General features: G+C 21.5%; 15 protein-coding genes and 1 pseudogene. All 16 read left to right on the top strand.

Translation table 11 applies throughout. The annotated features are described in order from the left end of the window. Positions 1-31: 31 nt before the first annotated feature. The 16 genes and pseudogenes from tilS (at position 32) to Q2306_RS00205 (ending at position 22,257) form a co-directional block, all read left to right on the top strand. Complete coding sequence (gene tilS, locus Q2306_RS00280; protein ID WP_323847769.1) at positions 32-1,282, top strand: tRNA lysidine(34) synthetase TilS; 1,251 nt, start codon at positions 32-34, stop codon at positions 1,280-1,282. An 81-nt stretch (positions 1,283-1,363) separates the two neighbouring features. Further along, on the top strand, positions 1,364-2,101 hold the full coding sequence (locus Q2306_RS00275; protein ID WP_323847768.1) for a hypothetical protein: 738 nt from the start codon (positions 1,364-1,366) through the stop codon (positions 2,099-2,101). A gap of 42 nt (positions 2,102-2,143) precedes the next feature. Then, positions 2,144-2,995: a ribosome biogenesis GTPase YlqF gene (gene ylqF / locus Q2306_RS00270; RefSeq protein ID WP_323847767.1), complete on the top strand. Its 852-nt coding sequence runs from the start codon at positions 2,144-2,146 to the stop codon at positions 2,993-2,995. Positions 2,996-3,041: 46 nt separating this feature from the next. Next, positions 3,042-4,997 carry a type I DNA topoisomerase gene (topA, locus tag Q2306_RS00265; protein WP_323847766.1) on the top strand — a complete coding sequence of 652 codons (1,956 nt, stop codon included), beginning with the start codon at positions 3,042-3,044 and terminating at the stop codon, positions 4,995-4,997. A gap of 71 nt (positions 4,998-5,068) precedes the next feature. Next, positions 5,069-6,025 carry a signal recognition particle-docking protein FtsY gene (gene ftsY, locus Q2306_RS00260; RefSeq protein WP_323847765.1) on the top strand — a complete coding sequence of 319 codons (957 nt, stop codon included), beginning with the start codon at positions 5,069-5,071 and terminating at the stop codon, positions 6,023-6,025. A gap of 47 nt (positions 6,026-6,072) precedes the next feature. Beyond that, a complete protein-coding gene (gene ffh / locus Q2306_RS00255; RefSeq protein WP_323847764.1) occupies positions 6,073-7,422 on the top strand; it encodes a signal recognition particle protein in 1,350 nt (449 codons plus the stop codon). A 47-nt stretch (positions 7,423-7,469) separates the two neighbouring features. Next, on the top strand, positions 7,470-8,318 hold the full coding sequence (locus Q2306_RS00250) for a 5'-3' exonuclease H3TH domain-containing protein (RefSeq protein WP_323847763.1): 849 nt from the start codon (positions 7,470-7,472) through the stop codon (positions 8,316-8,318). 75 nt (positions 8,319-8,393) lie between these two features. Beyond that, positions 8,394-10,022 (top strand): AAA family ATPase, encoded by a 1,629-nt coding sequence (locus Q2306_RS00245; RefSeq protein WP_323847762.1) that lies wholly within the window; start codon positions 8,394-8,396, stop codon positions 10,020-10,022. 225 nt (positions 10,023-10,247) lie between these two features. Further along, positions 10,248-10,835, top strand: a complete 588-nt coding sequence (gene pduL, locus Q2306_RS00240; protein ID WP_323847761.1) for a phosphate propanoyltransferase — start codon at positions 10,248-10,250, stop codon at positions 10,833-10,835. Between the two features lie 220 nt (positions 10,836-11,055). Then, a complete protein-coding gene (locus Q2306_RS00235) occupies positions 11,056-12,312 on the top strand; it encodes an HD domain-containing protein (RefSeq protein ID WP_323847760.1) in 1,257 nt (418 codons plus the stop codon). Continuing rightward, positions 12,299-13,129: a 16S rRNA (adenine(1518)-N(6)/adenine(1519)-N(6))-dimethyltransferase RsmA gene (gene rsmA / locus Q2306_RS00230; RefSeq protein WP_323847759.1), complete on the top strand. Its 831-nt coding sequence runs from the start codon at positions 12,299-12,301 to the stop codon at positions 13,127-13,129. The genes Q2306_RS00235 and rsmA overlap by 14 nt, the downstream gene beginning before the upstream one ends. A 148-nt stretch (positions 13,130-13,277) precedes the next feature. After that, positions 13,278-13,574: pseudogene (gene spoVG, locus Q2306_RS00225) on the top strand (septation regulator SpoVG); the annotation flags it as partial. A 6-nt stretch (positions 13,575-13,580) separates the two neighbouring features. Continuing rightward, entirely contained in the window at positions 13,581-13,928 is a 348-nt protein-coding gene (locus Q2306_RS00220; RefSeq protein WP_323847957.1) for a SpoVG family protein, read from the top strand. A 69-nt stretch (positions 13,929-13,997) separates the two neighbouring features. After that, on the top strand, positions 13,998-15,962 hold the full coding sequence (locus Q2306_RS00215; RefSeq protein WP_323847758.1) for a heavy metal translocating P-type ATPase: 1,965 nt from the start codon (positions 13,998-14,000) through the stop codon (positions 15,960-15,962). Between the two features lie 3,672 nt (positions 15,963-19,634). Next, entirely contained in the window at positions 19,635-21,134 is a 1,500-nt protein-coding gene (locus Q2306_RS00210) for a leucyl aminopeptidase (RefSeq protein WP_323847757.1), read from the top strand. Positions 21,135-21,600: 466 nt separating this feature from the next. Next, a complete protein-coding gene (locus Q2306_RS00205; protein ID WP_323847756.1) occupies positions 21,601-22,257 on the top strand; it encodes a hypothetical protein in 657 nt (218 codons plus the stop codon). Positions 22,258-22,290: the final 33 nt, after the last annotated feature.

Here is a 22,290-nt window from a genome sequence, read left to right as displayed (position 1 = left end):
TAAATGATAATTAAAAAGGAATTGAATTATGATGTTATCTTTGTGTCTCGAAATGGATAAAAAACAAATTTACATTATTTCTGTAAGTGGTGGCATTGATTCTATGGTATTATTAGATTATTTATATCATTTACAGTATAATTTAATTGTGGTTCATTTTAATCATTTAAAACGAAAAGAATCATTAAAAGATAAAATTTTGATAAAGGAATATTGTCTTTTAAAAAAAATTCCTTTTTATTATTTTGAATTAAACATAGAAGACCAAAATTTTCAAAATAAAGCTAGAATATTAAGAAAAGAAAAATTAAAATTAATTGCTTCTAAATATAAAACTCCTTATTTAATAACAGCTCATCATTTAGATGATTTAGCAGAAACCATTTTATTAAAACTTTCAAGAGGCAGTTCTTTGTTAGGGTATAGCGGAATGCAATCATCATATTGTCACGATAATTTTTATTTTTTAAAACCATTTTTATATATTTCAAAAGACAAAATTACATCTTATGCTATTAAAAACGCAATTCCTTTTTTAGAAGATTATACCAATAAGTTAAATATATATACTCGTAATAAAATAAGAAACCAAATTATTCCTTTTTTTAAAAAAATAAATAATTTTTTAAAAAATATTCAAAAATTTCATTTTCAAATTACTGAAATGAATACCTTTTTAAAAAGACAAACTAATTTTTTTTTAAAAAAAATGAATAATAATTTTTTTGATTTAAAATCTTTTTTACAATTAGATATTGTTATTCAAAAAGATATTATTGTATCTTTATTAGAAAAAAAAAATATTTATAAAAATTTTTATTTAATAAATAATATTGTAAAAGGATTGCAAAATAATAACAAACCTAATATTACATGGGCTTTCCCTTCTTTAGAATGGTTATTAATTAAACAATATCATAAATTTTTTTGGCAAAAAAAAATAAAAACGGAACAAGTTAACCAAATGACAAAACCTTCATTACATTATAATAATAAAAATGTTTTATCGTTTTGTTCTTCTATTCAACAAATATTTTATGATGTAGATCGCCTTCAACCACCTTTTATATTAAGACAAAAACAGCCAGGTGATATTTTACAATTTCATTTTGGAAGACAAAAATTAAAAAAATTTTTGATAAATTCTAAAATTAATTTAACTCAAAGAGAAAAAATTTGGTTGGTAGTAGATCAACAAAATATTATCATTTGGATACCTCGTTTATATTTTAATTCCACACTAGGTGACAAACAAAATATATATTTTGGTATAATTGAATAAAGATAATATTATTTCAATTTCTTATTTTCAGATCAATAAAATAAGAAGTTTATTTTGACAATAAGGGGTTTTTTACAAATAATGGATTTATCAATAAATTGGAATAATTTAAACATCTTTATTTCTTTTTTTGTAGGATTTTGTTTCGGTTTAGTAATTTTTTGTTTGTTATATTTATTTTCTGTTTTAAAACAATTTAATAAAAAAATACAAAAAATAAAAAATAAAAATGATAAACTAACGAACGCAGATATTAATAAATTAATTAAAAATACACAAGACATGTTTAAAAAAGATATCAAAACAAACCAAGACAATTATATGTTATATTTGTTACAAAATTGTAAAAGTTTAATTTTATCCATATCTTATGGTTTTTATCCTAATTCCAGTGTTCCTTATTTAGAAATTACCATCGAAGAAAGCTTATTATTAATGCAATATATGCATGATAGAATAGATGATTTATTTAATAAAAAAATTATATTTTTTTTTAAAAAAATGACTTTAAAACAAATTTTTATTTTAAAACATAAATTAATAGATAAAAAATATATTGAAAAATATCAAAAAACTAATAAAATATTAAATATAGCTTCTAATACTTTAAATGTAATTAATCCTTTTCATTGGGCTAAAAAAATTTTTACAAAACTTTGTTATAATACACTTATTGATAAAATAGGATGTTTGATTATTAGTATTGTGGGGGAAGAAGTTGCTCAAATTTATAGTAAGCAAAGATTTGTAAAAGATAAAAATATAGATATAAATGATATTTTGAATGAATTAAATGAAGAAATAAAAAATACAAAATAAATACGGTATTATTATAATAAATAGAAAAATGGTATTCGATTAGTGATTAATATTCAATGGTTTCCAGGATATATGTCTAAAACTTTTAAAAATATCAAAAATAATTTAAAATTAGTTGATTTTATTTTAATTATTTTAGACGCTAGGATTCCCTTTTCGAGTATGAATTTTGAACTTTTAAAGTTTTTAAATAATAAACCATTTTTAATTTTATTAAATAAAAGTTATCTTGCTGATTTAGAACAAAATAGTTTTTTTCTAAATTTTTTTTATAAAAAGAAAATATTTTATACTTTAAACATTGATGCTAAACAAAAAATTAATATTAATAAAATATATCCTAAAATTACAGAAATTTTAAAATCTCAAAATCAAAAAATCAAAAAGTTTTTAAAATTGATGATCGTGGGTGTTCCTAATGTAGGCAAATCAACATTAATTAATTGTTTAGCAGGTAAAAAAGTAACTAAAACTGCTAATTTACCAGGCGTGACGAAACACATGCAATGGATTAACCTAGATAATAATATGAAACTGTTGGATACTCCTGGTGTTTTATGGCCAAAATTTAGTTATAAAGAAATAGGTTATTCTTTAGCTATTTGTGGTTGTATAAAAGAAAATCTTTTTATTGACAAAGAAATTGTTGATTATTTATTTAAATATTTAAAAGAAAATTATCCAAAAAGCATTAAAAAACTTTTTAATTTAAATGATGCGGAACTAAAACAAGACAATTTATTACAAGTTTTAAAAAATAAAATATATAATAATGATTCCAATTTTTTTGATTTTGAACAAGAAAAGAATTTATCATCTATTATTTTAAAAAAAGTTCGAAGTAAGAAAATGCCAAAAATAAATTATGATCTTAATTTTAGAACTTTTTTATAGAAGATACATAAAAAAATATGTATAAAAAAGAAAGTTATGTATATTGATGAAAAATCAAATAGTTATTTTAGAATCTCCTTCTAAAGCAAAAACTATAAGTAGTTATTTAGGTAATAATATTTTAGTTGTATATTCCAAAGGACATGTTAGAAATTTATCTTTAAAAGGTTCAGAACGTTTAGGAATTGATATTACTAATAATTTTAAACCAGATTATATAATTATTGATAAACAAAAACAAATAGTAAAAGACTTAATCAAAAAAACCCAAAATAAAAAAGTTTTTTTAGCAATGGATCCAGATAGAGAAGGAGAAGCAATAGCTTGGCATTTAGCACAAATTTTAGGTTTAGATAAAAAAGAAAAAAACAGAATTTTATTTAATGAAATTACTAAAAATGTAGTCCAAAAAGCATTTAAATCTCCTTGTATAATTAATGAAAAATTAGTAGATTCTCAAGAAACAAGAAGAATTTTAGATAGAATTATTGGTTTTAAATTATCACGTTTAGTAAGAAAAATTAATTCTCAATCAGCAGGAAGAGTTCAATCAGTTGCTTTAAAATTAATTGTTGATTTAGAAGAACAACGCAATAAATTTATTCCAGAAGAATATAATTTAATTAAAGTACATTTTAAAGATTTTCAAGCTAATTTAGTTATTAAACCCAAAAATCATAAAATAAAAAAAAAAGAAGCTCTACAAATTTTTAATAAAATTAAAGATAAAAAATTTTTGTTAAAAACTATTAAAAATAAAAAAATCAAAAAGAAACCTCCTAAAAATTTTATTACATCTACTTTGCAACAAGATGCTTTTCAAAATCTTTCTATGAGCGCTAAAAATACAATGTCAACAGCACAAAAACTTTATGAAGGAATAGATATAGATAATTTACGAATTGGTTTAATTACCTATATGAGAACTGATTCTTTTAGAGTTTCTAATGAATTTGAAAAAATAATTCAATCTTTTATTCTAAACACTTATGGTCCTGAATATGTAGGTAATAATCAGAAAATCCCCAATATGAAAAACAAAAATATTAGTGATGCTCATGAAGCTATCAGAGTAACTGATATCACAAGAACACCTGAAAGTTTAAGCAAATATTTAAATAAATATGAATTATCTTTATATACTAGGATTTATGAAGTTACTTTGGGTAGTTTCATGTCAGAATCTGTTATTAATACAACTCAATTTTTTTTTGAAGTTGATCAATATCTTTTTATAGCAGAAGGGAACGAAATTTTTTTCGACGGTTATCAAAAAATATTAAACAAAGCATTTAAAAATACCGTTTTACCTTCTTGGGAAAAAGATAAAGAATATATACCTACCAAAATCGAAATAATTAAAAAAATGACTACTCCTCCAGCTCGTTTTACAGAAGCTTCTTTAATCAAAGAATTAGAATATTTAAAAATCGGCAGACCTTCTACTTATGCTTATATCATTGAAATATTAAAAAAAAGATGTTATGTTGTTATCGAAGATGGTAAAATGGTTTGTACAAAATCGGGTGTATTAACCAAAAATATTTTAGAGAAGTTTTTTTCTTCGATAATTAATGTCGAATATACAGCGAAAATGGAACAAAACTTAGATGATATTTCTTCTGGTCGTATTAATAAAATAACTCTTTTAAAAAAATTTTATAATGAATTCAAAACACTTTATGAAATAGCTAATAAAAAAATAGAAAAACCTAAACCAATTTTAACAGAAGAAAAATGTGATTTATGTGGTTCTTTTTTAGTGAAGAGAAACGGTATATACGGAGAATTTTTAGGTTGTAGTAATTTTCCTAAATGTAAAAAAGTTGTTAATTTAACAAAAAAAAATTCGTTAACAGAAGAAAAATGTGATTTATGTGGTTCTTTTTTAATAAAGAGAAAAAGCAAACGCGGTAAATTTTTAGGTTGTAGCACTTTTCCTAAGTGTAATAAAATTGTAAATTTAACACAAAATTCAAAAAAAAATAATTCAAATGAATGAAAAAATATTTAATTATATTTTATAAATATAATTTTTATATAATATATAATAATATGATAGAGGCGTTTATTATGTTTAATTTTTTTAAAAATTTATTTAACAAAAAACCTAAGAAAGAAATTTTATTAGGGGTTAAAAAATTAGAATATAATTTTATTCAATGGCATGAATCTATTTTAAAAAAAGAAAACATTGATATATCTTTGATAAACGATTTAGAAATTTTATTTATTAAATCAGATATCGGAGTTAAAACTTCTGCTTATTTAATTTCTAAAATTCGACAAAAAATTCAAGAAGACAAGATCGTGAAATCTATAGAATTATTGCCTTTAATCAAAAAAGAAATTTTTACTTTTTATACAAAAGATAATAAAATGTTAAAAACAAGAAATGTAAATACAGAAAAAACAAACAAAAAAGTTTTTTTGTTTGTTGGAGTTAATGGAGTAGGTAAAACAACAACTATAGGGAAATTAGCTGCTAAATTAAAACAAAAAGGGAAAAAAATATTATTAGTGGCTGGTGATACTTTTAGAACTGGTGCCATAGAACAATTAAAAAAATGGGGCGAAAAAACTAATAATGAAGTTTTTTATAAAAAAGGCAACATTAAAACATCAAGTTTATTTTTTGAAGCTTTAACTTATGCGCAAAATAAAAATTTTGATATTATTTTATGTGATACATCAGGTAGATTAGAAAACAAAGTGAATTTAATGAGGGAATTAGAAAAAGTCATAAGAGTTATTGCAAAAATAATTCCTGATGCTCCTCATGAAGTTTTTTTAATTTTAGATGCTATGTTTGGGCAAAATGGCTTAAAACAAGTAGAAACTTTTAATAAAACTATTAATTTAAGTGGCATCATTTTGACGAAATTGGATGGAATTGGAAAAGGTGGCTTGATTTTAACAATTAAAAATATGTACAATTTACCCACTAAATATATAGGAATTGGAGAACATGCTGATGATTTAATAGAATTTGATATTAATCATTATATTGATACTTTGTTTGGAAATTAATAAATTTAGTGAAACAACTATAAAGAAAGCGAAGACAAATAAAGAAAATGAGTTTTTTAAGTAACAGTTTAACTAAAATTATAAATAAAATTAAAGGCAAAAAATTTATTAACGCAAAAGATATCGAAATAATAATGAAAGATATTCGTTTATCTTTTTTAGAAGCCGATGTTAGCTATGAAGTTATTACTGAATTTAATGAATTGATAAAACAAAAAACTTTAGGTAAAGAAATTATTAAAGGAATTAAACCTCAAGAACAAATTATTAAAATTATAAAAGATGTTTTAATAATTATCTTAGGAAATAAAAATGTTAATTTAAATTTAAATAAAAATTTAGATATTATTCTTTTAATGGGGTTGCAAGGAAGCGGCAAAACAACAACTGCTGGTAAATTATCTTTTTTTATTAAAAACAAAATGAAAAAAAAGGTTTTATTAATTGCTGCTGATATTTATAGATTTGGAGCTATAGAACAATTAAAATCTATTGGTCAAAAAATAAATATTGAAGTTTTTTCGGAAAAAAATGAAAAAACCTTGAACATTATTGATAATGGAATAAAATATGCTTTAAAAAATAATTTTGAAGTAGTTATTATTGATACCGCTGGACGTTTAACTATTGATAATAAAATGATAGAAGAAATAAAAACAATTAAACAAAAAGTTAATCCTTCTGAAATATTAATTGTGGCTGACGCACTTTTAGGTCAACAAGCAGTTAATATAGCTAAAAGATTCCATGAACAAATAGGAGCCACAGGGATTGTTTTAACAAAAATGGATTCTGATACAAAAGGCGGAACAGCTTTATCAATGAAATATATAACAAAATTACCTATTAAATTTACTTCTTCATCAGAAAAACATGATGATGATAATTTTGAAATTTTTTATCCAGACCGTATCGCTTCTAGATTATTAGATATGGGTGACATTTTAACATTAATTGATAATGTCAAAGAAAAAATAAATACAACTGAAGATCAACAAACATTTGATAGAATTTTAAAAGAAGATTATAATTATAATGATTTAATGAAACAACTGAAATTATTAAACAAATTAGGATCTATAAACAAAATATTAAATTTTATTCCTGGCATCAGTTCTAAAATAAAAAAAATGCCTTTTTTAGATAAAGATGTGCTACAAAAATTTCAATCTATTATCAAAAGTATGACTAGAGAAGAAAGATCAAAACCTATATTAATTGAAAATAATAACAGAAGAAGAATAAGAATTAGTAAAGGTTCGGGAAATCAAATGATTGATATTAATAATTTAATGGATTTTATTAAAAAACAAAAACAAATATCAAAAAAATTGGGTAATTTAGAATCGGATGATTTAAATAATCCTGAAGATTTATTAAATAAATTTTTAAATTAAAAATTTATTTTTTATAAAAAAGTTTATAATGAGGATTACAATTAAAAATGCGTAAGTTAGTTTTAGTAGATGGTAATTCTTTAGTTTTTAGAGCTTATTACGCTACTTATTATAAAAATATAAAATTAATACAAAACAACGAAGGCGAAGATATAAATGCGTTAATTGTTTTTATTAATATGTTTAAAAAAATTTTAGAACAAACAGATAATTATATTTGTGTTGTTTTTGATTCTAAAGCAAAAACAACAAAACATAAGATTTATAAAGATTATAAAAAAGGTCGTGTTAAAACGCCAAATGCTCTAATTAAACAAATTTATTTAATTAGAGAATATTTAACATTATTAGGTATTAATAATTATTCTCAAGATGGTTATGAAGCAGATGATATTATTGGAACTCTTGCACAACAAGCAACTAAAAATAATGTTTCTGTTGTTATTTTTTCCAGTGATAAAGATTTACTTCAATTAGTGGATTCTAATATAATAGTTGCTTTGATCAAAAAAGGATTAAAAAACGTTATTTATTATAATCCTCAAAAATTAGAAGAAGAATATTTTTTAAAACCAAATCAAATGATTGAATTTAAAAGTTTAGTAGGAGATAGTTCAGATAATATCAAAGGAGTACCTTCTATAGGTCCTAAAACTGCTTCTAAATTATTAAAAGAATTTAATAATTTAGAAAATATTTTTAATAATTTAGACAAAATAAATTTGAAAATAAAATCTAAATTAATTGAATTTAAAAAAGACATTTTTTTTAATTTTATCTTAATTGCTATTAATAAACTAGTTCCTTTAAATTTTAATTATACTGAAACTCAAATAAAAAAAAAAGAAACTTATTTATTGCAAAATTTTTTAAAAAAATATAAATTAACAAAATAAAAAAATAAATTTTTTTATTAAAATAAAATTTTTTGAACATTTTATATTTATCTCAAGAAAAGGAAATTTATATTTATGAATTGGGAAACACAAATATTTGAAGAACCTCAAAAAACAGAAAAAAACCACAATAATAGTCGAATAATATTACCTAAAAAAAATAAGTCATATTATATAACTTTCATTCAAAAAATTATAAGCATTATTTTAAATATTATAATGATTATATTATTCGGATTAATTATATTTCGAATTACGGACCAAAAAGATCTTCTGATAAATAATGCTAATACAGCAACATGGGCAGAAGAAAAAGAAGTTTCAAGCAATAATAAATTAAAACTAAAAGATTTTCGAGGTTACGAATCTATATCTAAAGAAATGAACAAATTAGTTAATAATGTAAAAAAAAAATCGACAAATATTAATAATATACCTAGAGGCATGTTATTGTATGGACCACCGGGAACTGGTAAAACTTATTTAGCCAAATGTTTAGCTGGAGAATTACAAAACAATGCTACTTTTTTTGTAGTTAATGGTTCTGATTTTATAGAAAAATTTGTTGGCGTAGGTTCATCACGTGTCAGAAATCTTTTTGAAACTGCTAAAAAAACGGCATTAGAAAAACAAAAGGGGTATTTTTTTATTTTTATTGACGAAATAGATTCAATAGGTAAAAAAAGAAGTTTTGACACAAGCGGAAATTCAAGCGAAATGGACAACACTTTAAATGCTTTAATATCTGAAATAGATGGTTTTAATTCTAATAATGACAAAAATCCAATGCCTCCTTATGGTATTGTTATAGGTTCTACTAATAGAGCAGAAATATTAGATAATGCTTTAGTTAGAGAAGGACGTTTAGGGAAAAAAATTTTGTTAGATTACCCAACAAAAGAAGGTATAAAAAATATTTTGGAATATGTTTTAAATAAAAATAAAGATAGAGTGGAAGATATAAATAAAATTTTACAAGATGATAGTTTGTTAAAATTTTTGTCACAAGCCCAATTAACTGCATCAGATATAAATTCTTTAATAAAAGTAGCACTTGAATCGAATCAATACAAAATAAAAACAGATGATTTGTTGGAATCTTTTCACGAAATAAAATTAGGACCAAAAATGGAAAATAATGAAATTATCCAAGAAGATAAAGATAGAATTGCTATACATGAATTAGGTCATGCTGTTATATCGAAAGCTTTTGATTTCGAAGTAAGTTACCTTAATATAGAACCTAGAGGCTCGATAGGAGGTTATACGTTAAGCAATCCAAAAAAAAATCAATCATTATATACTCGCGATGATTACATTAAAAAAATTATTATTTTATTAGGAGGAAGAGCTGCAGAATTGTCTTTTAGTCAAAATAAAATGGTTAGTTCAGGTTCTTCTGATGATTTAGAAAAAGCCAAAAAAATAACTCTTAGCATGGTTGAAGATTTAGGCATGTGGGACAAAGAAGACAACAAAATAATTGATAAAGATAAAGAAAAGACAATAATTCATATCATAAACGAGTCTTATAAAATAGCTAAAAAAATTATTGAACAATATACACCAAATAAACAATATAACAAAACATGGACAGATTTATACACGAAATTAGAAAAAAATAAAAAATTAAATAAAGAGGATTTTCTAAATAAAAATTTCTATACAGAAAATAACATCAAATTTGATGAATTAAAAGGATGAATCAAATAAATAATATTTATTAAATATTTATAAAATACAGGTTTTAATTCATAAAATTTTTTTAAATTTTTTTTTATGTTATATTATATATATAATTGAATTATAAAAAAATTTAAATATAATGTATTTTTTTAAAAATATAATTAATCATCTATAAATGGAATCAAAATATAGATAATTTAAAGAAAATATATCAATTATTCAAGAATGAGGTTTTTTAAAATTATGAAATTAATACCATTAGGAATTTCAGGAAGACACGCGCATTTATCTCAAAAAACACTTGATATTTTATTTGGTGTCAAAAATTATAAATTAACTTTTTATAAAGATTTAAAACAAAAAGGTCAATTTGCTTCTGAAGAAAAAATAGATGTTATGAGTTCATCGGGAAATATTTTAAAAAATGTTCGTATTTTAGGACCAACTAGAAATTTAGACCAAATAGAAATAAGTCAAAGTGACAATTTAAGAAGTAAATTTCAAGCTCCTGTGAGATCTTCAGGAGATATTATTAATTCCGCCTCAGCTATTTTAATAGGTCCTAAGGGGGAAATTAAAATTAAAGAAGGCGTAATTATTGCTGATAGACACATTCATTTTTCAACAAAAGAAGCTAATGAATTTAATGTTGTAGATAAACAAATAGTTAATATCCAAATTAGTGGTGTTAAATCAGGTATTTTAGGGAATGTTTTATGTCGAGTAGATAATAGTTTTTCTTTAGAATGTCATTTAGATGTTGATGATGCTAGTGCTTTTTTATTAAAAACAGGAGATTTAGTAAAATTAATTAATAAAATTATAGTTTAATAATTTCAAAATTTTCTTTTTGATTTAATTAATTTAAATTAAGTAAAATTTGTTTTTTGAATATTCGGAAAAATTAAAAAATATTTTCCGAATATAATAAAAATTACAATATATATACATTTTTTATTTTTTAATTTCAAAAATAAAAACTAAATTATATAAGAAAAACAAATAAGAAAAACAATTATTTAGAAAGAAGTTTTGTTAAATATTAAATATAATGAATGCTAATTATAAAGAATTACAAAGACCAGAAGTTTTTAATGATTCTATTTACGGTTATATATATATACATTATGATTTTATAAAACAATTAATTAATACTTCTCCTATGCAAAGACTGAGACGAATCAAACAATTAAGTTGCGTACATATTGTTTTTAGTTGCGCTGAACATTCTAGATTTAGTCATAGTTTAGGTGTTTATGAATTAGCCAGAAGATTTTTAGAAACTAAACATAATATGTTAACAAATATATTAGATCATAGAAGTAAATTACTTTTATTAACTACTTCTTTATTACATGATGTCGGACATGGTTCTTATTCTCATATTTTTGAAGATATTTTTGCAACAAATCATGAACTCAAAAGTTCTCAAATAATAACTGAACATCATGAAATTATTAATATTTTAGATCAAATAGATTCTAATTTTAAAAATGATGTTGCTTCTATAATTGAAAAAAAAAATAAATATCCATTAATTGAACAACTTTTGACAAGTCAATTAGATTTTGATCGTTTAGATTATTTAAAAAGAGATGCTTATTATGCTGGAGTTAGTTATGGTTGTATCGATTCTGAACGCTTAATTAGAAACATGGAAATAGACGATATAAATAATAAAATTGTTTTTAAAAAAAGTAGTATTGTATCTATAGAAAATTATTTAATTAACCGATATCATATGTATTGCAGAGTATATCATCATCCTAAAGTTATAGGTTTTTCTGTAATTTTAGAACTTATTTTGAAAAGAACTAAAGATTTATTAGAACAAAAATATAAATTTCGAAATAATCATATTATTTTAATTTTAAAATGTTTCCTTGAAAAACCTAATGATATTTATGCTTATTTAGAAATCGATGATGTCTATATAAATATGTTAATTTTTTATTTAAAAAAAGAAAAAGATAAAATTTTAAGTGATTTATGTCATGATTTTATAAAAAGAAATATTTGGAAATATTTAGATAATATTTCATCCGAAAATCAAGTAAAAATTAATCAAATTAATAATTTTTATAAAGAAAATAAAAAATATTATACTTACAATAAAAAACTTTCGTCAATTATTTACAAAGAAGATGAAAAGGATATTAGCAATAATATTTTAATTTATAAAGATGTTAAATCACGGCATACAACTTTAAAACAAGAATCCCCGCTTCTTAGTGATTTATTAAATATAAACTTAGAGCAAAAGGAATCTAATTTTTTTTATAGAAAATATAAAGATGAAAAAGACTAAACATTTATTTAAAAAAAAATATGGACAAAATTTTTTAAGTGATGTTAATTTGCTAAAAATGATTATTAAAAAAACTAATTTAGAAAATAAAAATGTTATAGAAATTGGCCCTGGAAAAGGAATTTTAACACGTTTGATTTTAAATAAAGCCAAAAAAGTTTTAGCTTATGAAATTGATTCTGATTTAAAAAAATTTTTAAATTTTGAAAACGAAAATAAAATTGATATTATTTATGATGATGTTTTATTACGTAATTTAGAAGAAGATTTACAAAAATATTTTCAAAAAGAGGAAATAGTTTTAATTGGTAATTTACCTTTTTATATAACTACTCCACTTTTATTTAAAATTTTATTTTTATCACAAATCAAAAATTTAATTATTATGGTACAAAAAGAAGTAGGATTACGTATTTTATCTAATAAAAATAAAAAAAATTATAATGCTTTAAGTGTGATTTTACAATCTTTGTTTCAAATTACTAAAATTAAAGTGATAAAAAAAAATATGTTTTTTCCGCAACCAAAAGTTGACGGTATTATTTTAAAATTTGATAAACTTTTGTTAAATGATTTCGAAAGAGAATTTATAAAAAATGATTTTTATAATTTTGTAAAAATAGCTTTTAAGCAAAAAAGAAAAAATTTATTAAATAATTTAAGTCAAAATTTTAACATTTGCAAAAGTAAAATTTTAGATTTTTTTCAAAAACATAATATTTCTCCGAATATCAGAGCAGAAGAAATAGATATTGTAAATTTTAAAGAAATAACTTTTCTTTTTTTAAATTTTTTTTCTTTAAATAAAAAAATATAAATTTTTAATGAAAATATAATTTTAAGAAATAATATTAAAACAAATTATTATTTTTTAATATTATATTAAATATAATTTGTAATAATTAAAATTATACTTAATTTAAAATATAAAAATAAAAAGTAATTAACGAGGAAATATATATTCAATGGAAATAACTTGCGTAAGAACAAATTTATACACTAACAAAAATAGATTAAAAGCTGTTGCATCGATCACATTAGAAAATTGTTTTGTAGTACATAATATCAAAGTCATCGAAGGAGAAAAGGGTATTTTTATCGCAATGCCTAGTACTAAAAATTCTAAAGGATTGTATGTAGACATTGCTCACCCTATAAATAAAGAAACAAGACAAATAATCGAAGATAATGTTAAAAAAACTTTTCAAGAAATGATTGATAATCAAGAAACTAAAATAGAAACAACTAAAAATTTAGATGATAAATCAATTAATTTTGAAATAACAAATGTTAAAATTAATTTATATAACAGTAATAAAACTAGATTAAGAGGCAAAGCTTCTATCACAATAAACAATGATTTTGTAGTTCATGGTATTAAAATGATCCAAGGCGAAAGAAATTTATTTATTGCAATGCCTAGCACGAAAAATTCTAAGGGCGTTTATATAGATATAGCGCATCCGATAAGACAAGAAACAAGACATATAATCGAAACAGAATGTAAAAAAGTTTTTCAAGAAATGATTGAAAATAGCGAAGAACCCCTTATGGACAACAATAAAGAAAAAATAACAGAACAAAACGAAGACAATAATATTGTAAAAGTTTTATAAAAAAAAATTTTCAAAAATATATGAAATAAATTTTATTTTGAATTCTTGAGAAAGATAATATTTATATTTATGAATGATTACAAAACAAAAAAAGAATTTCAAAGTCAAAATAGATTAATTTATTTATTTATTTTAGGTGTTTTAATTTATTTTGTTATTTTTGTACCATTATATATCTTTAAAAAAAAAGAACAAAAACTAATTGTAGCCTGTGTTATTTCGGTTTTAACCGGTTATTCCATTATTAAAGAAGGTTTTGTTAAAGCATATAAAGAGACGAAAAAAAATAAAAAATTAACGCTTAATGTGCATATTTTAATGATTTTAGCCTTTTTTTGTTCTTTTTATATGAGTAATTATAACGAAGCTATATTATTACTTATTATTTTTGGAATAGCTAATTTTTTAGAAGAATACGTCGATAATAAAAATCAAAAAGAAATAAGCAAACTTTTAGATATAAAACCAAAAAAGGCTCGATTATTAAAAACAAATAATGATTTTGAAATGATAGACGTTTCTAATGTAAAAATTGGCGATAAAATTATGGTTTTAAATGGAGAAAAAATACCTTCTGATGGTATTATTATTTCGGGAACTTCTTCCGTAGATGAATCAACTATTACCGGGGAAAGTATTCCTGTAGATAAAACAATAGGTGATAAAGTTTTTAGTAGCAATATAAATTTAACTAATACTTTAATAATAGAAGTTAATACAACCGAAGATAAAACTATTTTTTCTGAAATAATTCGTTTAACTGAAAAAACAAAAGGTAATGTTTCTAAAAAAGCTTCTTTAATTAAAAAAATAGAACCTATATACGTTAAATCAGTTATTTTTATTACCTTTAGTTTTGTTATTATAACTCAATTAGTTAAATTTTTATTCAAAAATGATTTAGGAATTGCAATTGCAAATTCTCTGGATTTTCAAACAACATGTCACAAAAGTATGGTTTTTTTAACTGTTGCATCGCCATGTGCCTTAGTTGTTGCTGATATTCCGGCAACTTTATCTGCTATTTCTAACTTAGCTAAAAGGGGAATTTTACTAAAAAAAGGTTCATCTTTAGGTGTTTTTTCAAATATTACAACTATTATTTTTGATAAAACTGGCACTTTAACTCGAGGTAAACATGAAGTTCAAGAAATATTTTGTTCAAATCACGTATCGGATCAAAAACAAATAGAATATTTTAATATTTTATGGGCGCTTGAAAAAGAATCAAATCATCCTATAGCTTTTGCGATACAAAAATATTTAAAAAACAAACTAGATAAATTCAATTTTGATTTAAAATTAAAAACTATAAATCTAATTGGAATTGGAATTGAAGGTACAGATGAAAAAAATAATCATTATAAAATAGCTAAATATAATGTTTTTAAATCCGTGCCTTTGGCAATAGAACAAAAAACTAAAGAATTTTTAACACAAGGTAATACAGTTATTTATTTCAGTCATAACAACGAAATTATTATGATTATCGCTGTAATTGATATAATTCGTTCAGAATCTCAAGAAATGGTCAAATATTTTAATTATAATGGCATTCAAACAATAATGTTAACAGGTGATAATCAACAAGTAGCACAAGCTATTTCTTCCTATTTAAATATAAATACTTTTTTATCTAATTGTTTACCAAAAGAAAAAGCAAAATATGTTAACGAAATAAAAGAAAAAAATCATATAGTTGCTATGATTGGAGATGGAGTTAATGATTCACCAGCTTTAGCTAGTTCTGATGTTTCAATAACTTTACAAGAGGGTAGCGATGTAATTATTGATATCGCAGATATTGTTTTAATAAAAAATGATTTAAACAAAGTAACATATACTCATAAATTAGCTTGTAAATTAAATAAAATAGTATGGCAAAATATTATATTTGGTTTTTCTATTATATTATTATTTTCTTTGATAAATTTATATTGGACGATTCCATTATGGTTAGCAGTTTTAAGTCACGAAGGAAGCACTTTATTAGTTATTTTTAATTGTTTAAGATTAAGAAGAGATATTAAATAAAAAAGACTATTTTTTTATAAAAAAATAGTCTTTTTTATTTAAAAAATTAACAAATCAATATCAAAAAAATTTATTTTGAATTTTATAACGTTATATATGATAGAAAATCAAATAATTTTTCTTTTAATAAAAGTAATTTTGTTTTGAATTTGTAAAAAGAATAATGTCAAATATAATTTAACTTATATATTTATAAAAAAATGAATTGTTCGTGAATCATTTTTTTTATTATTATATCAAGTTTTATAATAACTATTTGAAAGATTTCATAAGTGCGAGAAAACTATTTTTATAACTTATTGGTTCAAAATTAAAAATAGGTAGTTTGTGATAAAGTCAATTATTTTTTTTATCTTCAATGTTGATAATAATCTTTCATAAAATGATGCATTTTCCGTTTTTAGCCCTTTGGGGTTTGTTATCAAGAGGAAGCAGCACTTATATTATATTTGAACAAAATATTTTTGAAAATTTTAAGATTATTGAAATTTTAAAAAATTATTTTTTACTTATTTTGCTAGTTTTTGAATAATATTTAAAATCTCAAAAAAATAAGAGAAATAAAATATTTTAAAAAATTCGATAATCTAAAATTTTAAAAATATAAAAAATTTTTATTATACAACTATAAAAAAACATTTAATATATCAATTCGTAAATAACATGCACACATATCATATACATAATATAAAAACAATTTCATAAAAGAGAATATATTAAAATAATGAGTTTAAAGATTAATTTAGAATCTTAAAATAAAATGATATTTTATATTTTAACGATTTTGACAAAAAATAAGTACATGAATATCTAAATTTTTAAAATTATTTTTTAATCAATTTTGTTTTATAAATATTTATGTATTAAGAAGATTTTTTAAAAATAAGAGACAAATTTATGAACATAAAAAAAAGGACATGAATTAACTTTTTTTATTATTGTTAAAATTGTTTAATAATCTTGCATCTTTTAATTTTTTAACTTGTATATTATGCTTATTCATATTCTAGATCTTTAATCTCTTTTAATATAGTTAGTTTTATAAGGTTTATCCTTTTCATGGCGATTTGATATATTAATATGTAAAAATAGTTAATAAACAAACTATAAAACAAAAAGAAAAAAATTTGACAATATTTTTATAATAATACCTCTCTATTTTAACTTTATTTGTATTCATTTGTTTTATTATCTCTATTTATATTTAATAATTAATATTATAATTTTTTTATTAAAATCACAAGTATTTTATTTCTTGAGCATTTCCTTTCAGAGAACATACTTAATTTGAAATTATTTCTTTTCTAAAAATTTTTATAAATAATACTTTGATAAATAAAATTTTAATCAGAACAAAAAATAAATAGTTTTGTAATTGAGGCAATTGATGAAAAATTTTCATATCCAAATATAAATTACGATTTTTAATCATTTTAAAAAGATAAAATTTGATTATTAAATACACCAACAATAATCGAAATCCATAAATAAACATTAATACTTTTCACAAAAGCAAAATAAGTATATAATTTTTTTCATTTTCTAAAACTTTTCAATTTTTGTTGAATTCAATTAGATTTAATTTCTTTAAAAGATTAGTAAAATCTATTTTTAATATTTGGTTTTCGATAAAAACATAAAAAATGATGATCCTCTCATAATTTTTTCTTTTTTAATTTTATTTTTTATAAAATTGTTGTTCCAAGTAAAATAACAATTTGTTTTAATCTTTAAAAATTTTAAAATTTTAATAATAGAAAAAATTTTTGATATTTATCAACTGATTTTAAAACTAAATATTTATAATTAGGATCTTTTTAATGAATAGTTTCTTATGATAATTTAATTTCTATTATTTCAAATCCTTTTTCATGATAATATTAACTTATTGTAATCACAAAAATTTAAAAAACAATTTAAAATCATTATTTTTGAATTAAAAATTAGAAAATTATCTCGATGAAAAAGATAAGAAATTAATAAACATTTTTTTATTTTTTTAAAACTTAATTTTTAAATTTAAAAGAAATAAAATTTTATTTATTGCTTAATATCATTAATAAATAAAAAAAATAACATTTTCTAAAATTTTGTAAGAGTAATTTTAATTTTTTTAACCAATTATATATATGTAGAGGGTTAAAATCTAAATTTTGAAATTTTAAAAAAGATAAAGGGTGACAAAGAGGCCTAATAAACAATAGATTAACGACCTAAAACGTGTAATAATCACGTACTTCATATCTTTGGTTTCTAAAACGAAAGAATTAGAAATTACAGCAAAAGATAAAAGCAAATTGAGGTGAAGTTATTAACCAAAATGATTTTGCAAGAAGAATGAATTCTATGGATAAGCTCTTCAAAGAACCTAAATGCAACAAATGGGGTAATACTAAAACCAAATCGAAAATAGCTGAAATTACGATTTGCAAGAAGGAATTAATTAATATTTTATATTTGATTAATTAAATTATTAACGACTATATAAAGTCGATCTGGATTAAATTCCCACTTTCTTGACCTACTCAGTTAAAAAACATTTCTTATCTCTAAATAAAAATTAAAAAAATGAGTCAGCATACCTAAAGAATTCGCGTAGTTTATTAGAGTAACTTGTATCTTCCTAAAAGGTTTTAGAATATAAAACAGAAAACATAATCCAAATTGATAACCTCAAGGAAAAAACAGAATCATAGTAGTCGTTAGAACAACACTTAAATCGGAATATTTAAGATAATCGCCTAACCAAGGAACCTAAGAAAGTTAGGTACAAGGTAAAAAAGGAATTAAGTTTCGCGTTTTAAATTTGGATGAAGAAAGGTGGTTAACTTGATGTTAACAATTGAATAAAACAAATCTAATCTTTCTATGCAAAGAATTTATTTTGCAATTTCTTTAACTTAAGAAATTAAAAACGCCGTATGCTTGGAAACTTGCTCGTACGGTGTTGTGTGGGAGAATCAACATAATAACCTATACACATATCGTGAAAACGCCTGTTTCATTTATCACGTTTGTATTAAATATTATATTCAGTTCAGTTTTTAACTCAATTCCTCTTTTTTGGCATATACCTTGTAATCTATAATTATTTAGTTTTAAAGACCAATAGAGGTTTCCTCTTTTACGTATTATATCAGCGTTATCAACCACGTAATTGATTAAATTACTTATTATGATCATATAATCTTTTTTTCACTCACTATTATTATAATATATATTTTATTCCGTGTTGAATTAATAGTTTTTCTGCTTTATTTGCATATTTGACAAATTTAGGTTGACTTTAATTATTCCAATATGATAAAAAAATTAATATAATTTCATTTCAACATGATTTTAAATTTAATTATTTTCTTTAATTGAAAGAATAAATTTATGTTATTATTTTATGTTAATATAATTATTATTTTTGTTATATTTAATTATGATGAGTATTTTTATTATTTATTAATAAATAGATTTCAAATTAATATTTCAAACAAAACATAAAACAAATTATATAAGAAGATTATTTTTCGTTTATTTTAAATATTTCAATTAAAATATCATCATTTTAATAAAAAAATTATTAAAAAATATATATTTTTGATCTTAATATTTTAATTAGTCATGAATGACCCAAAATAAGTAAAAAAGATTAAAAATTAAATATAAGGAGTATTAAAAAATATGAAAATTTCTTTTATATCAAAATTTGAACCGTCTATAAATATAAATGTCGCAATACTTTTACAAGTTCAAAAAGAAGATAAACTGTTTGGTTTAGAATCAGTAGATCCTAAAAATATTATTAAAAAAAGTTATGAAATTGAAAAATTCGAAGGCGCTTTTGGTTCTCAAATCCAATTATTATCTCTTGAAGGTTCTTCTTTTTCTTGTGTAACAGTAATGGGTTTAGGAAAAAAACAAGAAATCAATAATGAAACTTGGCTAAAAATAGGTGGTTTGTGTTTTTCTACAATTAAAAAACATAAAAAAGTAATTATTTTTGCTGATGCTTTAGGCATTACTATTAAAGAAAATCAAATTATGAACTTAGTTTTAGGTGCTCTACTAAGAAGTTATTCTTTCGATCGTTATCACACTTATAAAAAAGAAAATGACAATTCCGCAGAAAATCATGATTTAGAAATTATTGTAGTAACTGAAAAAGCTGATTCTTGTCAAAAAGAAATACAAGAAATACGAGCTATTCATGAAGGCGTTAATTTATCTAAAGATTTGATTAATGAACCAGCTAATATTTTAGGAACTGAAGAATTCGTTCAAAGAATAAAAGAATTAGAAAAAATAGGAATCGAAGTTGAAATTTTAGACGAACAACAATTAACAAAATTACAAATGAATGCTTTATTAGCGGTAAGTCAAGGTTCTTCTAGACCACCTTATTTAGTTATTATGAAATGGAACGGTGACAAAAATAACGAAGAAAGCAAACCATTATCTTTTGTAGGTAAAGGGGTAGTTTTTGATTCTGGAGGAATTTCAATCAAAAATTCATTTAATATGAAAGATATGAAAGCTGATATGGGAGGAGCTGGAGTTGTTGTTGGTTTAATGCATACTTTAGCAACAAGAAAAGCAAAAGTTAATGTTGTTGGGGTTGTTGGTTTAGTAGAAAATATGCTTAGTTCCACAGCTCAAAGACCTGGTGATATTGTTACTTCTATGTCCGGTCAAACGATTGAAGTTGTTAATACTGATGCTGAAGGTAGAATGGTCTTATGTGATGCTTTATGGTATTGTAAAACTATAATACAACCTAAATTAATAATCGATTTAGCTACTTTAACTTATGCTATTCAAATTTCTTTAGGTCAAGAGTATGCTGGTCTTTTTTCTAATAATGAAATTTTAGCTCAACAATTAATTGAATCAGGCAAAACAACATCAGAAAAAGTTTGGAAAATGCCTTTAGATAAAAAATACGATAAATTAATTGATAGTAAATTCGCTGATATGATGAATTCAGTTAGTGGTGGAGCGGGCTCTATTACTGCGGCTCAATTTTTAAAACGTTTTGTGGATGATCTTGTCCCTTGGGCACATATAGATATTGCAGGTGTATGTTTAAAAACAAAAAATGAATTTAATAATTCTTGGGCTTCAGGATTTGGTGTACGTTTATTAAACGATTTAATTAAAACTTATTATGAAAAAAATAATTAATAAATACTTTTAAACATTTTTTATTTCAAAATTATTAAAGACTAACTTATCAAGTTAGTCTTTTTTTATACATTGAAGTGTTCCTAAAAACTGATCTATTAGAGAGTCTCGTTTTTTCTAAAAATTATTTTTTAGAACAAATTAAACACGCAAATGTATTAAAATAAATAATAACTTAATTAATGAAATTATTTTTTATTTATTAAGTTATTTGTTATAATATTTAAGAAATTAAAAATAATAATTAAATCTTGTGAAAACAATATTTTCCGATTTTAAATTTTTTTAGAAAAATATTATTCATTTTCAATTATTTTGTCAAAAACTCGAAATTAATATAAAAAATTATAATCATATAATCAATCTAAATACATTTTAATTAAAAAAATAATATAAATTTTATAATACATTATTTAAATATATTTAAAATTTAATCACATGATAAATAGAAGAAAAGGAATAATAGATGACAAAATTTTCATTAAAAAAAATCATTGTTATTTCTTTTATTTTATCTATGTCTTTGATTATAGAAATTATTTTAACTAAAACAATTTTCCATGGACATAATTGTGAAAGTTCTATTTTAAAATTAGAATTATTACCTCTTTTTTTAATAGGTTTTCTTTTTGGTTTGAAATATAGTTTTTTTTCTAATTTATTATACACTTTTATACATATTACTTTAGAAAGTAATTTAAGTTTTGGGCATCATAGTTTATTGCGAAAGTATAATAATAACATTTCTTTTCTATATATGGGTGTTTTATTATTTTTATTTATAATTCCTTATTTATCTTGTTCTTTAACAGGTTTGTTTTATTCGGAAGAAAGAAATAAATCATATAAAAAACAAAATATTTTAAAGAGTTTATTATTAATAACAATTATACAAATAATTTCTTACACTTTATTTGTTTATATATTTTATACATCACATGCAAAAGAAATTTCTGATAATATTTTTCATAATCATGATAGTTGTCAAAATGAGGAAACAAAATCTAACACATTTTTAATTTTGTATTTTTGTTTTACAGTAATAATAACTAATATAATTAGTGGTTTTTGTCTGTTTTTTATTAAAAATATTGTCCAAAAAAATATAGAATTTATTTCTTAAATAAAGTTTATTTGTGTATTTTAGTATTCAAAT

The sequence above is a fragment of the Phytoplasma sp. genome (assembly GCF_035187685.1).
In the GTDB taxonomy this organism is placed as follows: domain Bacteria; phylum Bacillota_I; class Bacilli_A; order Acholeplasmatales; family Acholeplasmataceae; genus Phytoplasma.
The sequence above is the reverse complement of the archived record's forward strand: the minus strand, read 5'-3'. Positions and strand labels throughout refer to the sequence as shown.

Excerpts from the sequence above, each read along its gene's own strand:
- tilS (WP_323847769.1), top strand. The coding sequence starts at position 32 with ATGTTATCTTTGTGTCTCGAAATGGATAAAAAACAAATTTACATTATT.
- ftsY (WP_323847765.1), top strand. The coding sequence starts at position 5,069 with ATGTTTAATTTTTTTAAAAATTTATTTAACAAAAAACCTAAGAAAGAA.
- Q2306_RS00235 (WP_323847760.1), top strand. The coding sequence starts at position 11,056 with ATGAATGCTAATTATAAAGAATTACAAAGACCAGAAGTTTTTAATGAT.
- Q2306_RS00250 (WP_323847763.1), top strand. The coding sequence starts at position 7,470 with ATGCGTAAGTTAGTTTTAGTAGATGGTAATTCTTTAGTTTTTAGAGCT.
- ffh (WP_323847764.1), top strand. The coding sequence starts at position 6,073 with ATGAGTTTTTTAAGTAACAGTTTAACTAAAATTATAAATAAAATTAAA.
- Q2306_RS00245 (WP_323847762.1), top strand. The coding sequence starts at position 8,394 with ATGAATTGGGAAACACAAATATTTGAAGAACCTCAAAAAACAGAAAAA.
- rsmA (WP_323847759.1), top strand. The coding sequence starts at position 12,299 with ATGAAAAAGACTAAACATTTATTTAAAAAAAAATATGGACAAAATTTT.
- Q2306_RS00215 (WP_323847758.1), top strand. The coding sequence starts at position 13,998 with ATGAATGATTACAAAACAAAAAAAGAATTTCAAAGTCAAAATAGATTA.
- pduL (WP_323847761.1), top strand. The coding sequence starts at position 10,248 with ATGAAATTAATACCATTAGGAATTTCAGGAAGACACGCGCATTTATCT.
- Q2306_RS00275 (WP_323847768.1), top strand. The coding sequence starts at position 1,364 with ATGGATTTATCAATAAATTGGAATAATTTAAACATCTTTATTTCTTTT.
- topA (WP_323847766.1), top strand. The coding sequence starts at position 3,042 with ATGAAAAATCAAATAGTTATTTTAGAATCTCCTTCTAAAGCAAAAACT.
- Q2306_RS00210 (WP_323847757.1), top strand. The coding sequence starts at position 19,635 with ATGAAAATTTCTTTTATATCAAAATTTGAACCGTCTATAAATATAAAT.
- Q2306_RS00205 (WP_323847756.1), top strand. The coding sequence starts at position 21,601 with ATGACAAAATTTTCATTAAAAAAAATCATTGTTATTTCTTTTATTTTA.